At 41.6% G+C, this 22,896-nt stretch carries 27 protein-coding genes and 1 other RNA gene; 6 read left to right on the forward strand and 22 right to left on the reverse strand.

All coding sequences use genetic code 11. The annotated features are described in order from the left end of the window. Positions 1-29 precede the first annotated feature (29 nt). Positions 30-902, reverse strand: coding sequence for a LysR family transcriptional regulator (locus CCS02_RS14200; RefSeq protein ID WP_100636917.1), 873 nt, complete (start codon positions 900-902; stop codon positions 30-32). 93 nt (positions 903-995) lie between these two features. On the opposite strand from CCS02_RS14200, the gene CCS02_RS14205 reads away from it, so the two are divergent. Continuing rightward, a complete protein-coding gene (locus CCS02_RS14205; RefSeq protein ID WP_100636918.1) occupies positions 996-1,496 on the forward strand; it encodes a lactoylglutathione lyase family protein in 501 nt (166 codons plus the stop codon). A gap of 84 nt (positions 1,497-1,580) precedes the next feature. Here CCS02_RS14205 and CCS02_RS14210 read toward each other — a convergent pair whose 3' ends face one another. Together CCS02_RS14210 and CCS02_RS14215 are read right to left on the reverse strand one after the other, a co-directional pair. Continuing rightward, the gene (locus CCS02_RS14210) at positions 1,581-2,474 is read right to left on the reverse strand and encodes an aspartoacylase (protein ID WP_100636919.1); all 894 of its coding nucleotides are present in this window, start codon (positions 2,472-2,474) and stop codon (positions 1,581-1,583) included. Positions 2,475-2,537: 63 nt separating this feature from the next. Beyond that, positions 2,538-3,992: a YfcC family protein gene (locus CCS02_RS14215; RefSeq protein WP_198515384.1), complete on the reverse strand. Its 1,455-nt coding sequence runs from the start codon at positions 3,990-3,992 to the stop codon at positions 2,538-2,540. 151 nt (positions 3,993-4,143) lie between these two features. On the opposite strand from CCS02_RS14215, the gene CCS02_RS14220 reads away from it, so the two are divergent. After that, positions 4,144-5,052 (forward strand): LysR family transcriptional regulator, encoded by a 909-nt coding sequence (locus tag CCS02_RS14220; protein WP_100636921.1) that lies wholly within the window; start codon positions 4,144-4,146, stop codon positions 5,050-5,052. Positions 5,053-5,130: 78 nt separating this feature from the next. Here CCS02_RS14220 and sugE read toward each other — a convergent pair whose 3' ends face one another. The 6 genes from sugE to CCS02_RS14250 form a co-directional block, all read right to left on the reverse strand. Beyond that, entirely contained in the window at positions 5,131-5,448 is a 318-nt protein-coding gene (gene sugE, locus CCS02_RS14225; RefSeq protein WP_100185952.1) for a quaternary ammonium compound efflux SMR transporter SugE, read from the reverse strand. An 86-nt stretch (positions 5,449-5,534) separates the two neighbouring features. Next, positions 5,535-5,774, reverse strand: coding sequence for a helix-hairpin-helix domain-containing protein (locus CCS02_RS14230; RefSeq protein ID WP_100636922.1), 240 nt, complete (start codon positions 5,772-5,774; stop codon positions 5,535-5,537). Positions 5,775-5,845: 71 nt separating this feature from the next. Continuing rightward, entirely contained in the window at positions 5,846-6,178 is a 333-nt protein-coding gene (locus CCS02_RS14235; RefSeq protein ID WP_100636923.1) for a YnfA family protein, read from the reverse strand. 25 nt (positions 6,179-6,203) lie between these two features. Beyond that, entirely contained in the window at positions 6,204-6,647 is a 444-nt protein-coding gene (locus tag CCS02_RS14240) for a GNAT family N-acetyltransferase (RefSeq protein ID WP_100636924.1), read from the reverse strand. A gap of 216 nt (positions 6,648-6,863) precedes the next feature. Next, the gene (locus CCS02_RS14245) at positions 6,864-7,325 is read right to left on the reverse strand and encodes a DMT family transporter (protein ID WP_100185950.1); all 462 of its coding nucleotides are present in this window, start codon (positions 7,323-7,325) and stop codon (positions 6,864-6,866) included. 11 nt (positions 7,326-7,336) lie between these two features. Continuing rightward, the gene (locus CCS02_RS14250) at positions 7,337-7,765 is read right to left on the reverse strand and encodes a DMT family transporter (protein ID WP_100636959.1); all 429 of its coding nucleotides are present in this window, start codon (positions 7,763-7,765) and stop codon (positions 7,337-7,339) included. 89 nt (positions 7,766-7,854) lie between these two features. Between CCS02_RS14250 and CCS02_RS14255 the strand changes: the two genes are divergently transcribed. Next, complete coding sequence (locus CCS02_RS14255) at positions 7,855-8,805, forward strand: LysR family transcriptional regulator (RefSeq protein ID WP_072839544.1); 951 nt, start codon at positions 7,855-7,857, stop codon at positions 8,803-8,805. Positions 8,806-8,857: 52 nt separating this feature from the next. Here CCS02_RS14255 and CCS02_RS14260 read toward each other — a convergent pair whose 3' ends face one another. The 8 genes from CCS02_RS14260 to prfB all read right to left on the reverse strand — a co-directional run bounded on the left by CCS02_RS14260 (position 8,858) and on the right by prfB (position 16,149). Then, on the reverse strand, positions 8,858-9,283 hold the full coding sequence (locus CCS02_RS14260; RefSeq protein WP_100636925.1) for a DUF7282 domain-containing protein: 426 nt from the start codon (positions 9,281-9,283) through the stop codon (positions 8,858-8,860). A gap of 187 nt (positions 9,284-9,470) precedes the next feature. After that, positions 9,471-10,253: an anti-sigma factor gene (locus CCS02_RS14265; RefSeq protein WP_100636926.1), complete on the reverse strand. Its 783-nt coding sequence runs from the start codon at positions 10,251-10,253 to the stop codon at positions 9,471-9,473. Next, positions 10,250-10,819 carry a sigma-70 family RNA polymerase sigma factor gene (locus tag CCS02_RS14270; protein ID WP_100636927.1) on the reverse strand — a complete coding sequence of 190 codons (570 nt, stop codon included), beginning with the start codon at positions 10,817-10,819 and terminating at the stop codon, positions 10,250-10,252. Before CCS02_RS14270 ends, CCS02_RS14265 begins: the two co-directional genes overlap by 4 nt. 178 nt (positions 10,820-10,997) lie before the next feature. After that, positions 10,998-11,414, reverse strand: a complete 417-nt coding sequence (locus CCS02_RS14280) for a hypothetical protein (protein ID WP_100636929.1) — start codon at positions 11,412-11,414, stop codon at positions 10,998-11,000. Beyond that, complete coding sequence (locus tag CCS02_RS14285; RefSeq protein ID WP_072839539.1) at positions 11,407-11,922, reverse strand: DUF523 domain-containing protein; 516 nt, start codon at positions 11,920-11,922, stop codon at positions 11,407-11,409. Before CCS02_RS14285 ends, CCS02_RS14280 begins: the two co-directional genes overlap by 8 nt. Positions 11,923-12,329: 407 nt before the next feature. After that, on the reverse strand, positions 12,330-13,391 hold the full coding sequence (gene hisC, locus CCS02_RS14290) for a histidinol-phosphate transaminase (protein ID WP_100636930.1): 1,062 nt from the start codon (positions 13,389-13,391) through the stop codon (positions 12,330-12,332). A gap of 111 nt (positions 13,392-13,502) precedes the next feature. Beyond that, positions 13,503-15,005 (reverse strand): lysine--tRNA ligase, encoded by a 1,503-nt coding sequence (gene lysS, locus CCS02_RS14295; RefSeq protein WP_100185944.1) that lies wholly within the window; start codon positions 15,003-15,005, stop codon positions 13,503-13,505. 48 nt (positions 15,006-15,053) lie between these two features. Beyond that, a protein-coding gene (gene prfB, locus CCS02_RS14300; protein ID WP_100185943.1) for a peptide chain release factor 2 occupies positions 15,054-16,149 on the reverse strand; the annotation gives its coding sequence in 2 pieces (ribosomal slippage) (positions 15,054-16,076 and positions 16,078-16,149; 1,095 coding nt in all). 144 nt (positions 16,150-16,293) lie between these two features. On the opposite strand from prfB, the gene CCS02_RS14305 reads away from it, so the two are divergent. The 3 genes from CCS02_RS14305 to CCS02_RS14315 all read left to right on the forward strand — a co-directional run bounded on the left by CCS02_RS14305 (position 16,294) and on the right by CCS02_RS14315 (position 17,489). Next, entirely contained in the window at positions 16,294-16,593 is a 300-nt protein-coding gene (locus tag CCS02_RS14305; RefSeq protein ID WP_072839535.1) for a cell division protein ZapA, read from the forward strand. A 129-nt stretch (positions 16,594-16,722) separates the two neighbouring features. Beyond that, a non-coding RNA gene (ssrS, locus tag CCS02_RS14310) (6S RNA) lies at positions 16,723-16,900 on the forward strand. A gap of 4 nt (positions 16,901-16,904) precedes the next feature. Then, positions 16,905-17,489, forward strand: a complete 585-nt coding sequence (locus CCS02_RS14315) for a 5-formyltetrahydrofolate cyclo-ligase (RefSeq protein ID WP_100636931.1) — start codon at positions 16,905-16,907, stop codon at positions 17,487-17,489. Positions 17,490-17,562: 73 nt separating this feature from the next. Here CCS02_RS14315 and traF (CCS02_RS14320) read toward each other — a convergent pair whose 3' ends face one another. The 5 genes from traF (CCS02_RS14320) to kdsA all read right to left on the reverse strand — a co-directional run bounded on the left by traF (CCS02_RS14320) (position 17,563) and on the right by kdsA (position 22,861). Continuing rightward, the gene (gene traF, locus CCS02_RS14320; RefSeq protein ID WP_072839533.1) at positions 17,563-19,011 is read right to left on the reverse strand and encodes a conjugal transfer protein TraF; all 1,449 of its coding nucleotides are present in this window, start codon (positions 19,009-19,011) and stop codon (positions 17,563-17,565) included. A 104-nt stretch (positions 19,012-19,115) separates the two neighbouring features. Beyond that, positions 19,116-20,387: a conjugal transfer protein TraF gene (gene traF / locus CCS02_RS14325; RefSeq protein ID WP_100636932.1), complete on the reverse strand. Its 1,272-nt coding sequence runs from the start codon at positions 20,385-20,387 to the stop codon at positions 19,116-19,118. 204 nt (positions 20,388-20,591) lie between these two features. After that, on the reverse strand, positions 20,592-21,410 hold the full coding sequence (gene kdsB, locus CCS02_RS14330) for a 3-deoxy-manno-octulosonate cytidylyltransferase (RefSeq protein ID WP_442919314.1): 819 nt from the start codon (positions 21,408-21,410) through the stop codon (positions 20,592-20,594). After that, positions 21,410-21,991: a KdsC family phosphatase gene (locus CCS02_RS14335; RefSeq protein ID WP_012068842.1), complete on the reverse strand. Its 582-nt coding sequence runs from the start codon at positions 21,989-21,991 to the stop codon at positions 21,410-21,412. The genes kdsB and CCS02_RS14335 overlap by 1 nt, the downstream gene beginning before the upstream one ends. 3 nt (positions 21,992-21,994) lie before the next feature. Beyond that, on the reverse strand, positions 21,995-22,861 hold the full coding sequence (gene kdsA, locus CCS02_RS14340) for a 3-deoxy-8-phosphooctulonate synthase (RefSeq protein WP_100636933.1): 867 nt from the start codon (positions 22,859-22,861) through the stop codon (positions 21,995-21,997). Positions 22,862-22,896 lie beyond the last annotated feature (35 nt).

Genomic DNA, 22,896 nt, shown 5'->3' on the forward strand with positions numbered 1-22,896 from the left:
TTCATCAAAACGATGAGTGTGGTTTTTTATCACCTCAAACAGCACTTAGCTTCTTTTAATACCGTATGAACTCGATTCGGTAGCTTCTTATTTCTATGCACACCAAGATACAGAGTTTCACTGACCTGTTTCTCTAACGGATTGATATAAATGCAATCGGGCTTATTAAACGCGGCAACGGCATGACGAGGTAAAACAGTAAACCCCAGCCCCATCGCCACAGGCTCAAGAATCAGACTAATCTGATTTGAAAAACCAGAACGCTTAAATGCTTGTCCCTCCTCAAATTCTGGATAATTCGCACCTAACAACAAACCTACATGATAAGCACCATCAGGGTGGTCAATAAACCCCAGCGTTTGCAGTTGTTGCCAAGTCGGCGACTGAATTGTATAAGGTGTCACCAAAAGCAATTCCTCTTCTCCTATCAATTGAATGTGAACATCATTCGTCATAGTAGAGCTGGTCATAAAACCAATATCTACTTTATGTTCGCAAATCAAACGCTCAACCTCTCGATTTGGCGCAAATCGATAATCTATTACCAGTTTAGGGTGCTGTTTCTGAAGTAATAACAACTGATGATAAAGTTTAAGTCCAACGCTTCCAGGTGATACAACTCGAACCAATCCTTCGAATGCAGGATCATCGCCAATATTTCGTTCAAGTTCAGCAAGACTGTTTAGCAACTCACGCCCTTCTCTGTATAAACGCTCACCGGCATCCGTCAAGCTAAAGTGCTTACCTTGACGGATTAGCAAAGGCTGCTCAAGCAATGATTCAAGCTTATGGATATGTTGGCTGACGCCTGATTGCGTCATATTTAATTGCTTAGCGGTTCGAGTGAAATGCATCACCTCAACCAGAGTACAAAAGCTACGTAACCAAAGTGGATTTATCATTACAAAAAATACTCATATCAATTATTAATGATAATTTTACTTAATAGATGATGATTTGTAATCTACAGAAAAATCACAACATAGGAAAAGATCATGAATAATGTTTATCCACGTAATTTTTCACACATTGGTATTTCTGTCCCAGACCTGAATAAAGCGGTGGAATTTTACACCCAAGTAATGGGCTGGTATTTGATTATGAAGCCGACAGATATCCTAGAAGACGACAGCCCAATTGGTGAAATGTGCACCGACGTTTTTGGCGGCGGCTGGGAAAAATTCCGTATTGCCCACCTCTCAACTGGTGACCGTATTGGCGTAGAGATTTTTGAATTTAAAGGACAAGAAAATCCAGAGAATAATTTCGAATATTGGAAAACCGGAATTTTTCACTTTTGTGTACAGGATCCAAACTTAGAAGAACTAGCGGAAAAAATTGTCGCCGCCGGTGGTAAAAAACGCATGAAAGAGCCACGTTACTATTACCCTGGAAGCAAGCCTTATCGCATGATTTACATGGAAGATCCATTTGGCAATATTTTAGAAATCTATAGCCACAGTTATGAGCTAATTTACAGCGAAGGTGCTTATTAAGTACAACTAAAACCCATAATACCTAAACTGAAGCAGTGCTTGCTCATTAAGGTCAGAGTTCACTCTGACCTTAATGAGCCGCCGTTATTTATAATTGCGACAAGACATCAATACTTTACGAGACAGTGTCATAGCGCTATGACTTGTGTGATAAGCCGCTTCATTAATAAATAATGGATACGCGGTATAATCCCCCTGCCAAGTAATCTTTTCTCCAGCAAACGTTTCCATTACCACCTGACCAGGCTCTATTGGCTGAAAGTCTTTCTGATCAACCAGACTAGATACCAAACCTTCTCTTTGTCCATTTTCGTTAACTGGCAAATGTAGATTTTCAGAATATTGAAATGCATCATATTCATCTGGTATTTCTAAAGCTGTGCCGCTATTACATAGCTCAACAAAGTCCAAAATATGCTTTGTCATTTCCTCCATTAAACCTAGGGTTTCTTGTTGAAGCACTGAATTTGGTTGGGGCCCTACTTCGACAGTTACACCTTGCTGAGCCACAGTAAGTAAGAAGTTCTGCTTTTCCTCCGGCACATTATCTTGAAAATAGATATTGGCGTGTGGCATCCGATGCTTTACATAACCACCTAACAAAACAGTGAAGGAATTTTTACGTTGTAACATCAAACAAGCTCCCATATTTGATGTTGTATTATGTAAATCAATCAAAAACTCGTAGGGGGAATTACCTTTAGGACCAAACTCAATATTAATTTTTTTAGCCAATAACGCTTCGTACCCTGTCTTATCCATATCATCAAGGCCAACACCAAACTCACGATTCAGATCTGTTTCAATATAACGAACGGATTGCTCACAGGCTCTTGGATTAACAATACGAGCGGTAATATCCAATGTATCCCATTGCTTCAATGTTTGTTGAGCCAACCATTTTTTCACCAAATAAATACCGGATAATTCATTTCCATGAGTGCCACCAATTAAGGCAATACGCTGCATTTTTTTCATATTCACTTATATCTCCAAAACGCCGCACAACATCCATAGTGGCGGCGCCATTTAATTAAAACGTTATGACCAATTCGTATACTGCGCAAAAACAAGAAATATCCAACTAAGCACATAAACCATTATAATGACCGGAAAAATAGTCTTAACCCATTCAGAAAAGCCCACTCGTGCTAATGCCAGCATGGCTAAAGTGCCGCCAGACGTTGGAATGATTAAATTGGTAATACCATCACCAACCTGAAAAGCGAGAATCATTACTTGGCGACTAATACCCACCAAATCAGCAAGAGGAATGAGAATCGGCATAGTCACTAAAGCTTGACCTGAACCACTTGGGATAAATAAGTTGATTACTCCTTGAATCACACTGATGGTGACTGCAATAAGCGCATCCGGCATGAAATCGATCAGCAAATTTAAGGTGTGCACAATAGTATAAATAATTTGCCCATCTTCAAGTACGACCTTGATTGATGCTGCCAAGCCAATAACCAAAGCACCAGCAGTCACTTTCGAAGCCCCGTCAATCATATGTTTTACATATTGATTCGCCCCGATTCGACAAATAGCAGCAATGACAATAGACATAACGATAAAGACAGCAGTGATTTCTTTAATATACCAACTACGGCCTAATACGCCCGTTCCAGCGAGATAGGAACACCCAGCAATAACTACAATACCTGCTAAAAAAACCAACATAACGCAGACATCACGAGAGTTCATACGATAGTCAGAAAGCTGTTTGGACAGTTGATCCGATGTAGATTCTTCTGCTTTAGCTTTTGGCGCAACAAATTTAGTGATGTACCAAGCCAATAGACTTAGAGACAAAAAGGTCAGAATACACCGCAACAAAGCACCAGAAAAAATAGGTAAGCCCGCAATACTTTGAGATACACCGACGGTATAAGGATTAATAGGAGAGAGAGCAAAACCGATACCGATACCGCCTATCGCAATACAGGCGCCAACAAGGTTTTTATAGCCTAGCGCACTGGATACCAACAAAGCCACCGGCACCAAAGCAATGTTATTTTCAAAACCAACAGCGATACCAAACACACCATATAAATAGGTCGATAACCAAATAAGTAAATTACCGCGCTTAAGCCCTATACGCTTAACCGATGTTCCGACAAAATTTTCCAGTGCATTAGTACGATATAAAATATTAAAGAGACCGCCAGCAATAAATACAATAAACAGATACTGCGCAGATTGAATTAGCCCTTGTGGTATAGCCACAAAAATATCAAAGACATTATTCACCACAGAAGCAAGAGTGTTACTACTAGTATCCTCAGCTAAATAATGAAACGATCCCGCAACCACGCGTTGCCGACCATCAACTTTTTCTAGATCATAAGCTCCTTTTGGCACTATCCAAGAAAGTGCACTGGCCACCAATAAAATATAAAATATCAGCACCATTGGATCTGGCATTCTTAAATACCAAGCCCGCTTATCTTTTATCTGACTCGAATAGCTTTTATCTTCATTAATATCCTGCACGATAGTTCCCCACATTTTGTTTTTTTATATCCGCATTTTTTGCGAACTTATGAATAATGAGCTCAATTAAGAATAAATATTTCACATATAAGCTATTCGAACAATAGCCATTTATGTATAGTTATATTCGAAAAAACTATGAGCTATAGCGATGCAATACAAACAACTTCAAGCATTTTTAGCTGTTATTGAGAAAGGCTCTTTCTCTCAAGCAGCCATGACACTGCAAGTATCTCAGCCATCAATAAGTCGACTTATCAAAGACTTACAGGACACTATTGGCTTTGAATTATTCCAAAAACAAAAGGGAAGAATGATTCCAACAGCCGAAGCTATGGCTTTTTACGAAGAAGTAAAAGGTGTTGTTCATGGCATTCATCATCTAGAAAATTTTGCAGAAAATTTAAAGCAGTCGACCCATGGAAGCCTGACAATTGGCTCAACTCCTGCGTTAGCAACTCAATTAACTCCGACTTTAATACGCCATTTTGTCGACGAAAATCCAGATGTTCACATCAGTTTATTAACGGACAGTGTTGATCAACTAATGAGAGGGTTAAGGCATGCCAAATACGATCTAATTCTTACGAATCATGCAGACTATCATTCGGGTTTTATTGAAGAACCTTTAATTGATGTTGATTGGGTATGTGTTCTACAAGAAAGCCATCCTTTGGCACAAAAAGATGTGATAACGCCTACAGATTTAAATGGCGAAAACCTTCTAAAGTTGATTGATGAAGATGGTATGGAATGGCACAGCCATAAAAGCTTGTTGAAAGAACACAACATTAAAATCCGCTCACAGTTTTCCACTCAGCGTTCTCTTTCAGGATATGGAATGGTAGCTGCTGGACTCTGCATTGCGCTCTTAGATCCCTTTAACGCTAGCATGTGGACTGGACTAAATGTTGTAACTCGGCCTTTTAGACCACAATTAAAATATCGCTACACCATGTATTATTCTGCGGACCATATTCGAAGTAAATTATCGAGAGAGTTTTCGGCTTGCGCAAAGCGCAACATTAAAAAAATGCCTCTATATAAAAGCATTAAATAAACTCACTTATGACATTAAAATCAAACATAACGCTAAAAAATCTAGCGCTATGTTTGAATAAGAAGAAGCTACTGTTAATTAAGAACTAGTCAATTTCAAGCCCACTATTCCAGCGCAGATTAAGCCAAGACTGATTAGCTTTAATGTCTGGGCTGATTCATCAAACAACAAAATACCCAGTATTGCTGTGCCAACCAAACCTATGCCAACCCATACTGCATAAGCCACACCTACAGGCAATGTTTTCATCGCCAAACCAAGTAATACAAAGCTAACAATCAATGACAAAATAGTCCCTATCGAGGGCCATAACTTGGTAAAGCCCTCGGTATATTTCAAGCCAATAGCCCAACTTACTTCCAATAACCCTGCAATGACTAGAATAAACCAGCTCATAAAAACACCTCATATTATGAGGTCGTCCTCATTATTAATTGGAGCGGTGAGGTCGTCCCCACATCATTAGTCTTTAACATTAGATTTTAAGAAACGCCCTGTCTAGCTCGAACTATCGCAGAATCTACAGCAGACAAAGCCTGCGGACTATTTTTCCAACAGGTTGTTCTCAACATCGAAGCAACCATGCCGGCGATATCTTTTGCTTCATAAGCAGCCAGTTTTTCGAATGAATCAATACCGATTTCTTCAAAACGCTTAATAACGGTAGGCCCAACACCTTTCAATTCAAGTAATGCTTGTTTCTCTTGCTCTGAAAATGCCATGTTTAAAATCTCTCCCTCAGTTAACACTTATCCTTTAGATCTGTCAGTTTAAAGCTATCAATCAAACCATATTATGCAGTCCGTGGGGCAAACATAATAATTGCCATCCCTAAAAGCGCTACTGCAGACCCAATCATATCCCAAGTGGTTGGACGAATACCGTCAACCACCCACAACCATAAAACAGCCATAAAGATATAAACACCACCATAAGCCGCATAGACTCGTCCTGATGCAGTCGGGTGTAACGTCAGCAGCCAAGCAAATAGCGCCAGACTTAACGCTGCCGGCACTAATAACCAAACCGTTTTCCCTTCACGCAGCCAAAGATAAGGCAGGTAACAGCCGACAATTTCTGCCAGTGCTGCCACCATAAAAAGACCTATTGTTTTTAACTCAGGCAATAGAACTTTCCTTCTAATAATTTAATCAACGCGTCAAACTCATAGGCACAAAACGAATACCATTAAAATCAGCCTCACTTCCTGTTGCTTCAAACCCATAAGATTCATAAAAGCCAACCGCATTCACTGAAGAGCGCAGGCTGATTTCTTTAGCTTCTGACGTATCTAATAAAGCGTTAAGGAGTCGCTTTCCTATCCCCTGACCTTGCAGCGATTTAGACACAAATAAGTGAGTAAGATAATTGCCATCGCGTAACGCACCAAAACCCACGATTTCGCCAGCAAAGACAACTTTAAATATCTGAAAACGTTCAGCATCAAACGTTGTAATAATATCTGGCAAAACACGCGCTTTGTACTCAGCCTTACCTTGATCATTAAAATTAGGCAACACATCCACAGCAGATACTTGGCCAATAAAGTGCTTAACAAGTTCCAAATCAGCCATATCAACTTTCTGAATATCCATTTCTACTCCGTAATTACTGAATCTATAGTCGACAGTGTTTCGCCAAAAATGCCAGTTTACAAGCTAAATGCAAAATACAGAACGCAGTTCGGAGACTTTTATTGAAACAGCTAAATTGAGAAGACTTCTCGTGATGAAGGAATAAAGACAAAAATGGCCTAGCCGATCTATTGATTACAGATCGGCTAGGCCATTAAAGATGGACAGGATGAATTATTAAGCTGATTTTGCGATACGTTTGTTACTCATATAAATCATTGTGATGGCACCAATTAATAATAAAATGGCAACATATCGATTACTGTCTAATGGAATAATATTGTTATCTAACCAACCAAAATGATCGATGATCAAACTCATGATCAACTGACCAGAAATTGTACACACTGTCGCCGCTGCGATACCGATTTTGGGCACCGCAAACACCACGATCAGCATGTACATTACGCCAAATAAAGCCCCACTAAGTTGCCATTTTGGCGCACTAAAAAGGGTGACCTCATGGTTCGATTCAAAGAAGAAAAACAATAAGAACGAGATAGCGAAACCAATCACAAAAGTCAGCCAAGCACTGGCTATCACGCCAACACTATTACCAAGACGTCCATTAATTGAAGATTGTACAGACAGGGCAACACCGCCCAATATCAACATAAAAACTGCGAAAAATACGGTCATACTATTTGCTCCTAACTCAAAAGCCAAAGGGCGACAACAATCATCACCACGGCCAAAATTCGATACGGATCAATCCCGCGCTTTTCACTGCCTAACAAACCATAATGATCAATCACTAGGCTCATGCCGATTTGTCCTAATAAAACACTGGTCATTGTCATACCGACACCAATAATCGGAGTGGCTATGGTGAGGAATACCACATAAATAGGGCCCAACACGCCGCCGGTCAGTAACCATTTAGGCTGCTTGAATAGTTCAGACAAATTAGGCTTGGCAAAGAAAATCATAATCAATGACAACAATATCGAACCAATCATAAAAATCGCTAGCGTGGCTGAAAAGTGCCCGACTAACTCACCTAAAGGCCCTAAGAGTCCAGCCTCAATAGACAACCCCATACCCGCAGCTAACACTAGGAGATAAACAATTATTTGCATACGTTTCATTCCACTCGTTTTCGTTGCGGGCATTCTTCATTAGTGCTTAAATTAAATCAATAACACAAATAACAAGTGATAATTGCATTATGAGCATCAAACCTCTTAGAGTTTTTCTTTCCGTTGCCAAAAAAGGTAGCTTTGTTGCCGCAGCGCGCGAGTTAGATTTACCACCCTCTTCTATCTCTCGATACATTTCAGCTTTGGAAGATGAGCTTGGCCAACGCCTTTTTTATAGACACACCCGTGCGGTAAAACTCACCGAAGTAGGCGCTTATTATTTCGCCGAAGTAAGAGAAGCATTAACAAGTTTAGATTTAGCGACAGAGCACGCCAAAGGCTCCCTTCTAACACCACAAGGTAACTTAAACATTAATGCGCCCGTTTCATTTGGCCGCTTACACTTGTCTAAGTTAATCTGTCAGTTTCAACAGCGCTACCCAGACATTAACGTCGAGCTGATGCTTACCGATGCCTATGTTGATCCCGTGGCGAATGGCTCTGACATTGTAATTCGAATTGGTGGTTTTGAAGACTCTAGCCTCAATTATCAAGCCGTTGCCGACGAACAATTCGTACTGTGCGCAGCACCCAGTTATCTTGAAAACATGAAAGGAAAAATCGGTTCCCTAATTCAGCCTAAGCAACTTCTCGACTTAAACTGCTTGGTTTATAAGGGTAATAACGGACGTCGTAACTGGTTCTTCCGACAAGAAGAAAAGCCAGTATTCGAATGTATTGAAGTCGCTGGTAACTTATGCAGCAATAATGCGGATATTTTGGTACAGGCAGCTTTAGCTGGCCAAGGGGTTATCTTATTTCCACGCTGGTTGGTGTTTCAGCATTTGGCGTCTGGGGAATTGGTCGCCTTGCTAGAACACTGGGAAGGATCAGAAAAAGATACTCAACAAAGTATTTACGCTCTCTATCCAGGCAATCGAATGAAGTCATCAAAGGTTGTGTATTTTCTCGACTTTATGGCAGATTTTTTTGGCCGTTCGCATCCTTACTGGGATAAACGCCTAATTGAAAATACATAAAAATAAGGAGCAGATAAAAATCCATCTGCCCCTTATTGGATAATTTTCTATATTATTTTGCTGTAATAACGTCCATCACTAGCTTCCCGTCTACTTTGATCGGGCCATCTTCTTTCGCACCTAAGGTGTATTCAAAAATACCTGTTTTCATGCCACCAGCTTCACCATGCAACATCAGCATTAACATTTCACCAGACTTAACAGGTTCAGTAAGGATCGCTGCCACATCATGGTTTTGACCTTTTTTAAGTGGTGCATAGGCCACCACAGGACCAGGCTTCATCGCTTTATCTGTACGATGTACAACCAACCAACCGTTGCTATCCGCCATTACCATGTCAGCGCTGACTGTTCCGCCCGATACATCCTGATCACTGCCTTTAACAGCAAGTTTACCGCTCATTCCACCCGCTAACGCAGCACCAGTCATTGTCAAAATACCTAAACCAAGCGCAATACGTGAAAATGCATTTTTCATAATAAACCTCTAAATTATGTCTTATTGTGTAGTATTTTCCTTTTACACTCATAGCTACGAGCACAATTTAAAAAGGTTTCAGCAAATAAGTGTTTTTTAAATTATTTTTCTAAAACCTTAAGATGAAGGTGCAAATATAAAAAAAGCCAACCTGTTTAGGTTGGCTTTGACGATCATAATTTCTAAATTATAAAGACGTTGGATACAGTCTGCCATGAATAGCAGGGCCAGTTGGCACACCGGTTGGAGAGCCTCCTGCTGGCTCAACACTAATACCAAACGTCGCATGGCGAATCACCGCAGGATCATAATTAATTTGTTTTTGAATTGGGGTAGCAACATTCGCCAATAAACCTAAAGATCGTGGTGTTGGCCCAATTTCATCCGCCTTAATCCATAGCTGATACGTTTTACCTGCCGCTTGTCCTTGTGCAGTAACAGGGCGAACCGTCAGCTGACGGGTTTCAATATCCAATGACATAATAAAAGCTGGCTGCTTATCATCAGCTTGAAACACTGCGACAAAAGGCGCGTTGGCTTGAATACTAGGCGCTATTGGTGGTTTAACAACCATAAAGATGGCAAGACAAGCCGCAATGGCCGATGCACCTAATGCACTGAATCGCCACCGTTTTAGTTTAATCCGCATTGCTTCCATTTCGACAACAACGGCAGAAGAATCTGCAGTGCTCATTAATTTATCGCGCAGTGACTTTTCGTTCATTGCTTTATTATCAATGCGTTGATCAAGCTTAGCCAAAATACCATCGAACAGATCTTTTCTTGGCTCTGCATCCTGCACGTAGTCATTTAATCCAGCAAGGTGTGCTTGCCAGTTTACAATGGCTTGATCGAGCACAGGGTCGTTCACACGTCGTGCTTCTACCGCGTCGCGCTCGTCTTTATCCAACGTACCTAGTACGTACTCTGCCGCCAATGTGTGAATGGATGTTTCTTCGTTGTTATTCATAAATTCATACAACCTTGCAGCTGCTTAACGCTGCGATGAAGCCAAGTTTTAATAGTGCCTAGCGGCTGTTCGAAACGTTCTGCAAGCTCTTGACGAGAAAATCCGTCTAAATACGCAGCCTTAATCATCTCCGCACGAGGTGATTCAAGCTCAGCCAAGCAAGCCTCAAGTTTTAATAAATCTCGGCTCTTAGTAAAAGAGTCATCTGGCGCCATCGAATCATCTGCGATTAAATCAAAATCTACATCGACATCACTGTCTGGCAGCTTATTTTTTCGTACCTCATCAATTGTACGGTTACGTGCAATGGTGGCCATCCAAGTTATTGGTGACGCAACGCTTGCATCAAAACTCTCCGCCTTTTCCCATATCTTAAGATAAACCTCTTGCAGCACCTCTTCAGATGCTGCCTGATTCTTCAAGATACGATAAACAATGCCAAAAAGTTTCCGGTGAGTAGCCTCATATAACTCAGAGAAGGCCAGACGATCTTCTTGAGCGACTTTAAGCAGCAAATTTGCCAAAGATTCTGTCGTGTTCTGTTCCGATAATAAAGATTGATTCATAAGACTCGTATCAATTAAGTATCCACTTCGTAGAATGTTAGTAGCGTCAGCAGACTATTGGCTATTGGCTATTGGCTATTGGCTATTGGCTATTGGCTATTGGCTATTAGAAAATAAAATAGGTTTTCGCAAACAAAGCTATTGCGGCAGTATTGCACTTTTTTTAGCCAAACCCAAACTAAGGCGCTATAACTTCAATAAACCATTTAGGTTGCATGCTCTCGAAATCTGTTCGAATATTAGCAGGTAAATAACTGGCAGAATCTAGTACAAAAGCCTTCCCATCAATCCGTTTAAACACCACCCAATGCCAGAAGTTTTTGCCTTCTTCTTGATGGTGCTTAATAGCTAGCAGAGCTAGGGAGGGTAAAGCATGCCACGACTCAAAAGGGATTTCATCGATAGACATTACAACGCCAGCGGCAGACAGCATTTGTCTTACATACTGCGTATCTGACCAAAGAGATTTATCATCAGCATAAATTCCCATAGCATTGGCAGAAGCTTTCATTTGTGAATACGTTTTACCCAAAATATTCGCCACAGAAGCGATACCACATCCTGTGGCTTCTTCTTGTATTACAGGCTCAAACACATTCAACTCCCGATAATTTAGGATAGTTATTTTCCATCAGTACCTTAAAGTCATTAAAAGTTTCTTGGCTAAACACATGAATACCGTGCTGCACCAACAATGCAGCAGCCACGCCTTGTCCTTGCTTTTTAATACCACCAAACGAGCCGTCATAAATCGTTGCACTCCCACAAGATGGGCTGGACTCGGTCAACATGGCAAAACGAATATTATGTGCTTGGCAAACTTGCAACGCCAAATGTGCGCCATTTATAAATGCTTCAGAAACATCCACGCCATCATTACCTATAACCCTAGAGCCGCCCGACAATACATCCGATCCTGCGCCAACGTCAATCTCAGCTGGCGGCCGAGGTGTAGGCAACCCACCAGCCACTTCGGGGCAAAAAGACACCAGTTCAAAATGCTCAGCCAACCAGCCAAAATCGGCCTGACTCATGGGGAGATCACTGCCGTTATAACGTACCTTACAACCCATTAGACAAGAGCTAACTAACAATTTTTCCATGAGAACTCTTTAAAAAAATAAACAAAAAATAAAACACATAATAAGGAAAGCAGTCCTAAAAATACTCAATGAAAACATGCTACTAAATCAATAACGCATAAAGACAGACTGACTACCAAGCTTTCAACAAACAACTAACCTAACGTACAATAATCTAATAGGTCGCTATGTTTAATATACATTTCAGATAAATCACAGGCCGTAAGAAATTTTACTCAAGCTTCCCTTCATCCTATTTAAAAAACTAGACCAAGGTATTTATCAGAGGTTTCGCCAGTAGAGCACTAAAGCAAAACAAGAACTTCTTATAAAAATAATGATACTTTTGCTGGCCAGAAAGCAAAAACCGCTCATTTACGAGCGGTCTTCTAAAATATGCCTATTTAAAATAGGCCATATGTATGCAATTACAAAGTTTTCAACGCTGCAGTTAACGCGGCCATCTCTTCGTCTGTACCAATAGTAATACGTAGGTAGTTGCCGATACGCGGTTTATTGCTACCAAAGAAACGCACGAGGATGCCCTGCTCTTTTAGATTAAGGTAGATTTGCTCGGCGTCTTTATCTGGATGTGTCGCGAAAACAAAGTTTGTTGCAGATGGAATAATATTGAACCCCAATGCTTCGAGGTCTTTAAAAGATTTCTCACGAGTGGCGATGGTTTTTTCGCAAATTTCTTTTAAATAAGCTTCATCTTCCACAGCAGCAGTGGCACCAGCCAAGGCAACACGATCAATTGGATAGGAGTTGAAGGAGTTCTTTAAACGTTCCAAACCTTCGATCAAATCTGGATGCCCCAATGCGTAGCCAACACGAATCCCAGCTAAAGCACGAGATTTAGACAAGGTCTGCACAACCAATAGATTTGGGTATTGGTTAATCAAAGACACCGCGCTTTGAGCGCCGAAGTCCACATAGGCTTCGTCAACTAACACAACCACATCTGGGTTCGATTTTAGAATTGCTTCAATATCGGCCAAAGGCAAAGCCTTGCCTGTTGGCGCGTTAGGGTTAGTTATGACCACACCTGACACGTCTAGGTTTTCGTAATCCGCAGGAATGATGTCGAAATCATCGTTAAGCGGGATTAGCTTTGGTTCGATGCTGTATAAGCCAGCGTACACTTTGTAGAAGCTATAAGTGATATCGGCGAAAGCCAATGGCTTGCCACCAGCAAAGTAACCCATGAAAGCCAAGGCCAACACTTCATCTGAACCGTTACCAACAAAAACTTGGTTCGCATCTAATTGGTAGTTTTTTGCCAAGGCATTTTTCAGCGTAGCACAATTTGGATCTGGGTAAAGGCGCAAACGTTCACTCACTTCAAACACCATAGCTTCTAGAGCTTTAGGCGATGGCGAGTATGGGCTTTCGTTGGTATTTAGCTTGATGTACTTTTTGTCTTGCGGTTGTTCGCCTGGCACATAAGGGTCAAGAGAAGCAATTTTATCTGTCCAAAAACGACTCATGGAGTACTCCATTATTTTTCAGCAAAAGTAGAAGGTGCAAAAGAGTTCAAACCAAATAAGGCCTCTAATGAGGCCTTATTTTTGTATTACGTTTTTCTATATGGCCTAAGATTAATCTTGTGGGCGCATATGTGGGAACAACAATACATCACGGATCGAAGGTGCATTAGTGAACAACATCACTAAACGGTCGATACCGATACCTTCACCAGCCGTTGGTGGTAAACCGTATTCTAGAGCATTGATGTAGTCTGCATCGTAATGCATGGCCTCATCATCACCCGCGTCTTTTTCTGCAACCTGACGCATGAAACGCTCAGCTTGGTCTTCTGGGTCATTAAGCTCAGAGAAGCCGTTAGCGATTTCACGACCACCAACAAAGAATTCAAAACGGTCTGTTATGAAATCATTATCATCATTACGACGCGCAAGTGGAGACACTTCCGCAGGGTATTCAGTAATGAAAGTCGGTTGATCTAATTTGTGCTCTGCGGTTTCTTCGAAAATTTCAGTCCAAAGTTTACCCAAGCCCCAGATTGGTTTCACGTCGATTTTTAGTTTCTTCGCTACAGCAGTCGCGCTTTCTAATGTTTCTAGATCCGCCGCCGTCAATTCTGGGTTGTAGTGCAGAATCGAATCAAGCATGCTCATACGGACAAACGGCGCACCGAAATCGTATTCAGAACCTTGGTATGTCACTTTTGTTGTACCAAGTACTTTTTCTGCAACGGTGCGCAGCATGTCTTCCGTTAGATCCATCAGATCTTTGTAGTCTGCATACGCTTGGTAGAATTCGATCATGGTGAATTCTGGGTTATGACGAGTCGACGTACCTTCGTTACGGAAGTTACGATTAATCTCGAATACACGCTCAAATCCACCCACAACCAAACGCTTCAAATAAAGCTCAGGCGCGATACGCAAATACATGCTCATGTCCATCGCATTGTGATGCGTAATAAATGGACGAGCTGATGCACCACCTGGAATAGTTTGTAGCATTGGCGTTTCAACTTCCATGAAACGACGATCTTCTAGGAAGCGACGAATCGTAGAGATGATTTTTGAACGCATTTGGAAAGTCTCGCGAGACTCTTCGTTTACGATCAAATCAACGTAACGCTGGCGGTAGCGCATTTCCATATCTGACAAACCGTGATGCTTATCTGGCAATGGACGTAGAGACTTGGTTAGCAATTGCGCTTCTTGCATATCAATGTACAAATCGCCTTTACCAGATTTATGCACAGGCCCAGAAATACCAATGATGTCGCCCAAATCCCATGTTTTTTGATCAGCTAATAGCTCAGGGCTCAAAACTTTACGGTTTACGTAAGCTTGGATTTGACCCGTCATGTCTTGTAGCAACATGAAAGCGCCACGGTTACGAATAATACGACCAGCGATGCTAACTTTATGGTCTTTCTCTTCTAGCTCGTTTTTTTCTAGTTCACCGAATTCGGCTTGTAGGTCTGCTGCATACGCATTTGGACGAAATGTATTTGGATAAGCATTTCGTTCTGCACGAATAGCAGCCAATTTACCGCGACGTTCTGCTACTAAGCGATTGTCGTCAGATTGTGCTGTGGATTCTGTGTTATTTTCGTTAGCCATGATTTGCTATCTACTCTTTTTTGAATGTTCTAAATAAGGAACGGCGCTTTATAAGCCCTGTTTTAAACTTGCAATGATAAACTGGTCTAAGTTTCCATCTAGCACAGCACCAGTATTGGAAGTTTCCACTCCTGTACGCAAATCCTTAATACGTGACGCATCCAATACGTAAGAGCGAATTTGACTGCCCCAACCGATATCAGATTTGCTATCTTCCACAGCTTGCGCCGCTTCGGTACGCTTCATCATTTCAAACTCGTACAATTTGGCACGAAGTTGTTTCATGGCAAAGTCACGGTTAGCGTGCTGAGAACGCTGGTTTTGACATTGCACCACGATGCCCGTAGGAACGTGGGTAATACGTACTGCGGAGTCGGTGGTGTTTACGTGCTGACCACCGGCACCGGATGAACGGTAAGTATCAGTACGAATATCCGCCGGATTAATTTCAATATCGACGTTATCATCGATCTCAGGCGAAACAAAGACAGACGCAAACGACGTATGACGACGGTTGCCAGAGTCAAATGGAGACTTACGAACCAGACGATGTACGCCTGTTTCAGTACGCAACCACCCAAACGCATAATCGCCTTCAAAACGAATGGTCGCGGATTTGATTCCGGCCACATCGCCTGCAGATACTTCCATCAGCTCAACTTTAAAGCCTTTGTCTTCACCCCATCGCAAATACATGCGCAATAGAATGTTGGCCCAATCTTGAGCTTCAGTACCACCGGAGCCTGACTGAATATCCAAGAAAGCACTGTTTTCGTCCATTTCTTTGGAAAACATACGACGGAACTCTAACTTGGCTAACAAAGCATCTAGCTCTTCTAGCTCAAGTTGAACCGCTTCTACTGAATCTTCGTCGTTTTCTTCTACGGCGATCTCTAGTAGCTCTTTGGAATCGTTCACGCCGGATTCCAAACTGTCAAGAGTTTCAACAACGGCTTCAAGCGCAGCACGCTCTTTACCAAGTTTTTGGGCGTATTCTGGGTCGTTCCAAATAGCTGGATCTTCCAGTTCACGGTTAACTTCCTCTAAGCGTTCTTTCTTTGACTCGTAGTCAAAGATACCCCCGAAGGGTTAAAGCACGAGCTGAAAGGTCTTTTATCTTAGAAAGTATCGGGTTTATTTCCATATTGGCGTCAATTTGCTATAAACAGTGTGGATAAATGTGATTCGGAATTGTAACGAATTTAGTCGCAGCATAAAATGCCATTCGCTACCCAATGATGGAAAAACAGACCATTTTTTGTGGGCCTTGCTATCAAATGGAGTCAATATGGATAAGCCAACCGTTTCAGTCGCCATACTGGGACAAAATTATAAGATAAATTGCCCTAAAGGGCATGAAGCAGATTTGAAAGAAGCTGCTGAGTATTTAAACAATCAAATGAATGAAATCAAAGCCAGCGGCAAAATCGTTGGACTTGAAAAAATAGCAGTACTTGCGGCATTGAATATTACTCACGATATGCTTAACAACCGAAAATACGCCCGTTCTAACGAGCAACAGTTACGAGAACTGACGTCGCAGCTTGATGCTGCTTTATCGCATGAAACAAAATTGGTTAATGAATAAACATTCGTGGCTTATTTCTTGATCTACTTTTTTGATTGCAAGCGTAGAACACGAATTTTCTTCATACAACGCAGAAAACGATTTGCGCTATTAAGTGATTTCTACAGTGAGTTACTTTATACTGAAATTCGTTTCCTGGGTTGTTCGAAGCGGCTTAACGCCCTTGAGCCTATGAGTAATACCCCGGAAAGAGCCTGTTGGTTTGGTGTGCATGTCCGTGCGTCGGAAAGCCTAAAGAGTCACAGTTCTTTCCACCTTGAACCACTGGGTTCAAGGCCAATAGCCGAAACGGCAACTTGGGAAACTCTTTTATGACCTCTCATCTCGATCCTAGACAGACACTTCGTCGTCAATTACGTCAAACCAGAAGAAGCTTATCCGAAGATGAGCAACTTAATGCATCTACTAGTTTATTGTTTAACTTCAAAGAACAGCTTAGTTATCTCAATATAGATAACACTCAGCGAATTGCTTTGTACCTCACCAATGACGGTGAGATTTCCCCCCATCTATTGTGCGACTATTTTTGGCAGCAAAATATCCAAACCTATCTTCCCGTCGTACAAGACAAACAACTCTCCTTTGCTCGCTATACTGCTGAGACAATCTGGCAGAAAAACATTTTCGGCATTAAAGAACCAGTAACGACAGAATATCTATCAGGCAACAAGCTGGATATTGTCTTGTTACCTTTGGTTGGATTCGATTCAAAAGGCGGACGCCTTGGTATGGGTGGCGGCTTTTACGACAGAACCTTTGCCAACAAAAGAGCCGATGAAAAGCCGTTATTAATAGGTTTAGCGCATGACTGCCAAGAAGTAAAAAATCTCCCCGTTGAAGGTTGGGATGTACCCTTACAAGCGATTATTACACCGACACAGTTCATCAAGGTGTAGCGCCATATCTGATTGAAGTAGCTTTACTGTATCTAAGTTTTTGGGCTTGTTTCTTTTAGCTCAACCTAACAAGTTAATAAACAAAGCTATAACCAACAGACACATAGGCCCCACTATTGCCATCATCATTTTCAGGAGCATAAGCAACATCGACATCTAAACGCCGATAAAATGTTAGACCCGCAGTGAAATAGTTTAACTCGCTACCAACCAAGTTTTTCCTGTAACCGATACGCATGCCCGGTAAAACCCAGCTATCAGTATAATAGGATAGCGATACTGTCGCCCACTGATATTCGTCACCCAATGGGTCTGCTATCGAATTTACATCATAAGATCCTGCTAATGAAAAATGCTGATCCTTGCTTTTAATAGCGGCATCAAGTGTCATCTGCGCTTCCATCTTATAAGTTTCGTTTAATGAGAAAACACCTTTTCCAGCAAATCTAATAGCAGCTTCACAACTGGTCTTATCGGCTCCGGTTAATCCGGTACAATCACTAACTAAACCTTTGTAATCAAACTCCGGCTCGTTCACGTTCGCTACAGAGGCACCCAATTGAAAGTTTCGGCCTGTCAAAATAAGCCCTAAATCAAGCGAAATACCAGATGAAACTGAGTCTCGACTTAAGAAGAAATCACTATAAGAAATACTAGAGTCGTCATCTTCGTTTAATACAGTTAACTTTTGATCTAAAGCAAGCCGATGAAAATTCAGTCTGCCACCGACAATCAAAGCACTCGTTTCAGATCGAGACACCATCTCGCTGTAACCCAAGCTAAAACGGAGATCCGACGCTCTTTTCATATATACAGAGGTATCTGACTCAATACCTGCACCACTTACATCCACACCATCAAGCTCAGAGGTACTGGTAACAGCGTCTAACTCATCCACACCAGTTAGAGTCAAATTATCCGCCAATACATCGGCTCGCCCAACCAATGAAGCACTGGCATCTAACATAAAAACACCACGACGTCTGGTTTTATAAATAATAGGTAAAAAAGGCCCTTGCACTGTGGTCGAAAATTTTGCATACGTAGTTCGACTAATATCTGAAATAACCACATCAGCTGAATCAAGAGAATTATTAATATCCGCTAGCACTTCGTCAATTTTCGCGACCACGAACGCATCAGCTGCAGCCTGCCCTTGATCATCATAAATCGCTTGAGCTTCCGTTTTAATCGCATCAACATCAATACTAGAAGTAAAATCTTCATCAAAGATAGCTTCAAGTCGATCAACTCTATCGTTGATACCATTGACTCCACCACCTTCAACACCGATTCCTATCGGTCCTAAAAAGCCAACTCGGAAGCCCTGTAGATTGGCCATCAAATAAGAAGACGCAGGATTACCAGCCGCAGTTGACAACGCATGACGATTTCCATAACTTCCTAACACAGTACTTGAGCCAATAGGTTGATAAACGTACATAGAGGCCATTGCTATAGAACTAAAAACGCCCAGCCCCATCACTAAACCCAGGTTAAAAATTCCCCAACTCTTTCTCATGCGTCACTCTTTTCCATCAATACAGCAGTGCTGGCATAAACCAGACCATAAAAAAAACCGATAACTTATAAAGCTATCGGCTTTCTTTATCAATTCTTTACACTTTAAAACGCTGTATCGTAGCCAATTGACAAATAAGCACTACGCGGCAATTCATCACCATCTTCATCTTCAACTGTTTCTAATGCAACTCCAAGATCAACATTTAAACGCTTAAGAAAAGTCAGACCAAATGTGCCATAACTAAGCTCAGTACCGACCATATTCTGACGATAGCCAACACGAATGCCTGGTAGGTAATGTGAATCACCGTAGTAAGACAAAGAGGCAGCAGCCCATTGATATTCATCACCCACAGCATCTTTTACTTCATTGGTATCGTAGGACAACCCCAAAGTTACTTGTTTGCCTTTGGTGGATACTGCCGCATCGATTGTTGTTTGCATTTCCATGACATAATCTTCTGTGGCCGTTAATTTACCTTTATTAACTAATCGTCCCGCGGCGGCGCAACTTTCAGTAGCACAACTTTGATTAATAGGCGCTCCGTCAAATTCTGGCTCATTAATATTGGCAAACGTGATCCCTACCTGATAATTGTTAGAGACCCACACAGCACCTAAATCAATACCAACACCAGTACTACTGACTGCATCATCTGAAAGGGCATCGGATATAGCATCGTCAGCGTTATCATTTTTATCATTTAAAGAGACTAGTGCTCGTCCCATTGAAATATCATGTAGGCTGGCTTTTACTCCACCAATCAACATACCATGATCGTTTTTCCACATTGCTTGACTATAACCCAAGCCAATTTGCAAATCTGTTGCGGTTTTGGCTTGGAATGAGGTGTCTGTTGTTAACTCTGTTCCCGTATTTGTAATCTCATCAGATATAACGTTCGCTCTAGCAACCCCCGAAATACTAGCATCAATGATAAAAGCTCCATTTTTTTTAGTTTTATAAATCAATGGCATAAAAGGAACTTGCAGGCTTGCCGACATCTTTACATAGGCGGTTTCGTCTATCTCGGAAAGTATTTTATCGGCACGAACTTTATTTGTAGCAGCGTTTCCAGCATTCGAGTTATCAATGAGATCCTCTAACTCTTCTGCACGATCATCAAGATCACTCACATCGCCCATTTCAACACCCACACTTAGTGGACCTAAAATACCAAAACGAAAACTATCGTTATCTTCCTGATTTACCATCAAAAAAGGCGCAGCTGGATTTCCAAGTGCAGTCGATAACGCCCTGATGTTTGGCGCACTACTTAAAGTAAAGCTAGAGCCTACCGGATGATTAACGGGCATCGCGGCAAAAATGGTAGAACTAAATAAACAACCTGAAGCCAGTACGATTTTTTTCATAGAAACACCCTCTAAAAAGATAAAAACTATGTAAAAAAATAGCAAAAAAGAACCAAAAAATCACCATTTCTATACACTTTAATTGCACATTTATCATCTTAGAATATGTAGAAGAGCACTAATAATAAAAAAACGATAAGCCTAATTAGGGTTATCGTTTTTTATTATTTTAATTAGAGAAGAGTAACTATCTAGATTAACTTACTAAATACTATCCAAAGAAAGCTGATACCTAAGTTTTTCCAAATCTTCCGGTGTGTCAACACCATGAGTTGGCAAACCATCCGCCAGTGCCACTTGTACTTTAATGCCTTGATGCAAAAAGCGTAATTGCTCAAGTTTTTCCCAACGTTCTAATGGCGACATAGGTAAATCAGCATACTTCGCCAACAAACTAGCTCGATAAACATACAAACCAATGTGACGAAGTGCAGGAAATCCTACTGGCAACAAACCTGTTCTATCAGGATTACTGGCAAAGCCATCTCTATCCCAAGGCATAGGCGAACGACTAAAATACAGCGCACGCTGCTTTTCATCACAAACCACTTTCACCACGTTAGGGTTAAAGAAATCTTCGACTTGATCAATAGCGCAAGCGACCGTTGCCATTTCGGCTTCTTTATCTTGGTTTAATGCAATTACACTCGAATGAATTAAGTTCACTGGCAAAAATGGCTCGTCACCTTGCACGTTGACAACAATCTCATCGCCCTGCCAGTCCATTTTTGCGGCGACTTCAGCAAGGCGCTCTGTGCCATTTTCATGGTCATCACGAGTCATCACCACTGAAGCACCAAAACCTATTGCCGCTTTTTCTATGAGCTGATGATCCGTGGCAATCGTCACCGATTGTGCGCCGGCTTTTAATGCCAACTCATAAACCCACTGCAGAACAGGTTTACCACCTAGATCAGCCATAAGTTTTTGCGGAAAACGCTGAGAAGCGTAACGAGCAGGAATCACTATGTGAAAATCAGGTAGCGTTGCAGAACCAGTCATTGTATCTAAAGAGTCAGTCATTATTTTTCAAACTCCGGCTTTTGAGCCAATTCATAAGCGTGTTCTAAGGACATTCGAGAGGCTAACACCATGTCAGCGACTTCTCTAGCGACACCTTCACCGGCAGCTTTACTGAGTATAATCGGACAATGACGTTGCAATAAAATATGCGCATCAGCGGGACATAAAGCAACGCCAACCTTAGGCATAACCTGAAGGTCAATCACATCATCACCCACATATGCGGCTTGGTCTGGTGTAATTCCTAAACGCTCGACCAACTCATCAAACGCTTCGGCTTTGTTATGACAACCGGGATAAAAATGCTCTACTTTTAGCTCTTTCATCCGCTGCCTTAATGGTGCAGAGTCTTTCGCGGTGATCACCGCAACCTGAACGCCCCACTTTGGCAGCAGCTTCATTGCCACGCCATCTTTTACATTGAAGCGTTTTATGGTTTCGCCTTGCTCGGTATAAAGCAGACGACCATCGGTTAGTACGCCATCAACATCAAAAACCACCAATTTCAAGGCTTGCAGCTTAGCAAGCAAACCTTGATCATTATCTAGCGCAGGATAAGAAGAAAGAAAAGCCGCATCCATGTATTAAACGCTCGTATCTAATACTTCAAATGTTTTAACCAATTCATCAAGCTGTTTCATTTGCTTAAGGAATGGCGCTAATTTACCCAAAGGCAAAGCACATGGACCATCACATTTTGCACTATCAGGATCTGGATGTGTTTCTAAAAATAAGCTAGATAAGCCAAGTGACATACCCGCACGAGCCAATTCGGTTACTTGCGCACGACGGCCGTCTGCAGAATCTTCACGACCACCAGGGCGCTGCAAAGAATGAGTTACGTCGAACATCACTGGGTAACCAAATTTTTTCATTTCGCCAAAGCCAAGCATGTCTACCACCAAGTTGTTATAACCCATCATGGTGCCGCGTTCACAAAGCATTAGGTTATTGTTACCCGCTTCTTCACATTTGGTAAGAATATGTTTCATTTCATGAGGTGCTAGGAACTGCGCTTTTTTAATGTTAATCACGGCGCCTGTTTTCGCCATCGCGATCACTAAATCGGTTTGACGAGATAAGAACGCAGGTAATTGAATAACGTCAGCTACTTCAGCCACTGGAGCGCATTGGTAAGCTTCATGTACGTCGGTAATCACTGGCACGTCAAAGGTGTCTTTGATCTCTTGCAGAATTTTTAGACCTTCTTCCATGCCTGGGCCACGAAAAGAATTGATAGACGAACGGTTCGCCTTATCAAAGGAGCCTTTAAATACATAAGGAATACCCAGCGCTTCCGTCACTTTTACATGTTCTTCTGCAACACGCATTGCCAAGTCGCGAGACTCTAATACGTTAACGCCACTGAACAAAATAAAAGGAAGGTGGTTAGCGACTTCAATTTTGCTACCAATTTTAATGATTTTTGATTCTTGAGATGACTGCGTCATGAGAACTCCATTTTTAATCTAGATTTGCTCACTCT

It is taken from the genome of Marinomonas sp. ef1 (assembly GCF_002806845.1).
Classification (GTDB): Bacteria; Pseudomonadota; Gammaproteobacteria; order Pseudomonadales; family Marinomonadaceae; genus Marinomonas; species Marinomonas polaris.

What these genes read in the sequence shown, in the direction of transcription:
- CCS02_RS14200 (WP_100636917.1), bottom strand. Translation starts at nt 902, where the DNA reads ATGATAAATCCACTTTGGTTACGTAGCTTTTGTACTCTGGTTGAGGTG.
- CCS02_RS14205 (WP_100636918.1), top strand. Translation starts at nt 996, where the DNA reads ATGAATAATGTTTATCCACGTAATTTTTCACACATTGGTATTTCTGTC.
- CCS02_RS14210 (WP_100636919.1), bottom strand. Translation starts at nt 2,474, where the DNA reads ATGAAAAAAATGCAGCGTATTGCCTTAATTGGTGGCACTCATGGAAAT.
- CCS02_RS14220 (WP_100636921.1), top strand. Translation starts at nt 4,144, where the DNA reads ATGCAATACAAACAACTTCAAGCATTTTTAGCTGTTATTGAGAAAGGC.
- sugE (WP_100185952.1), bottom strand. Translation starts at nt 5,448, where the DNA reads ATGAGCTGGTTTATTCTAGTCATTGCAGGGTTATTGGAAGTAAGTTGG.
- CCS02_RS14230 (WP_100636922.1), bottom strand. Translation starts at nt 5,774, where the DNA reads ATGGCATTTTCAGAGCAAGAGAAACAAGCATTACTTGAATTGAAAGGT.
- CCS02_RS14240 (WP_100636924.1), bottom strand. Translation starts at nt 6,647, where the DNA reads ATGGATATTCAGAAAGTTGATATGGCTGATTTGGAACTTGTTAAGCAC.
- CCS02_RS14245 (WP_100185950.1), bottom strand. Translation starts at nt 7,325, where the DNA reads ATGACCGTATTTTTCGCAGTTTTTATGTTGATATTGGGCGGTGTTGCC.
- CCS02_RS14250 (WP_100636959.1), bottom strand. Translation starts at nt 7,765, where the DNA reads ATGCAAATAATTGTTTATCTCCTAGTGTTAGCTGCGGGTATGGGGTTG.
- CCS02_RS14255 (WP_072839544.1), top strand. Translation starts at nt 7,855, where the DNA reads ATGAGCATCAAACCTCTTAGAGTTTTTCTTTCCGTTGCCAAAAAAGGT.
- CCS02_RS14260 (WP_100636925.1), bottom strand. Translation starts at nt 9,283, where the DNA reads ATGAAAAATGCATTTTCACGTATTGCGCTTGGTTTAGGTATTTTGACA.
- CCS02_RS14265 (WP_100636926.1), bottom strand. Translation starts at nt 10,253, where the DNA reads ATGAATAACAACGAAGAAACATCCATTCACACATTGGCGGCAGAGTAC.
- CCS02_RS14270 (WP_100636927.1), bottom strand. Translation starts at nt 10,819, where the DNA reads ATGAATCAATCTTTATTATCGGAACAGAACACGACAGAATCTTTGGCA.
- CCS02_RS14285 (WP_072839539.1), bottom strand. Translation starts at nt 11,922, where the DNA reads ATGGAAAAATTGTTAGTTAGCTCTTGTCTAATGGGTTGTAAGGTACGT.
- hisC (WP_100636930.1), bottom strand. Translation starts at nt 13,391, where the DNA reads ATGAGTCGTTTTTGGACAGATAAAATTGCTTCTCTTGACCCTTATGTG.
- lysS (WP_100185944.1), bottom strand. Translation starts at nt 15,005, where the DNA reads ATGGCTAACGAAAATAACACAGAATCCACAGCACAATCTGACGACAAT.
- CCS02_RS14305 (WP_072839535.1), top strand. Translation starts at nt 16,294, where the DNA reads ATGGATAAGCCAACCGTTTCAGTCGCCATACTGGGACAAAATTATAAG.
- CCS02_RS14315 (WP_100636931.1), top strand. Translation starts at nt 16,905, where the DNA reads ATGACCTCTCATCTCGATCCTAGACAGACACTTCGTCGTCAATTACGT.
- traF (WP_072839533.1), bottom strand. Translation starts at nt 19,011, where the DNA reads ATGAGAAAGAGTTGGGGAATTTTTAACCTGGGTTTAGTGATGGGGCTG.
- traF (WP_100636932.1), bottom strand. Translation starts at nt 20,387, where the DNA reads ATGAAAAAAATCGTACTGGCTTCAGGTTGTTTATTTAGTTCTACCATT.
- kdsB (WP_442919314.1), bottom strand. Translation starts at nt 21,410, where the DNA reads ATGACTGACTCTTTAGATACAATGACTGGTTCTGCAACGCTACCTGAT.
- CCS02_RS14335 (WP_012068842.1), bottom strand. Translation starts at nt 21,991, where the DNA reads ATGGATGCGGCTTTTCTTTCTTCTTATCCTGCGCTAGATAATGATCAA.
- kdsA (WP_100636933.1), bottom strand. Translation starts at nt 22,861, where the DNA reads ATGACGCAGTCATCTCAAGAATCAAAAATCATTAAAATTGGTAGCAAA.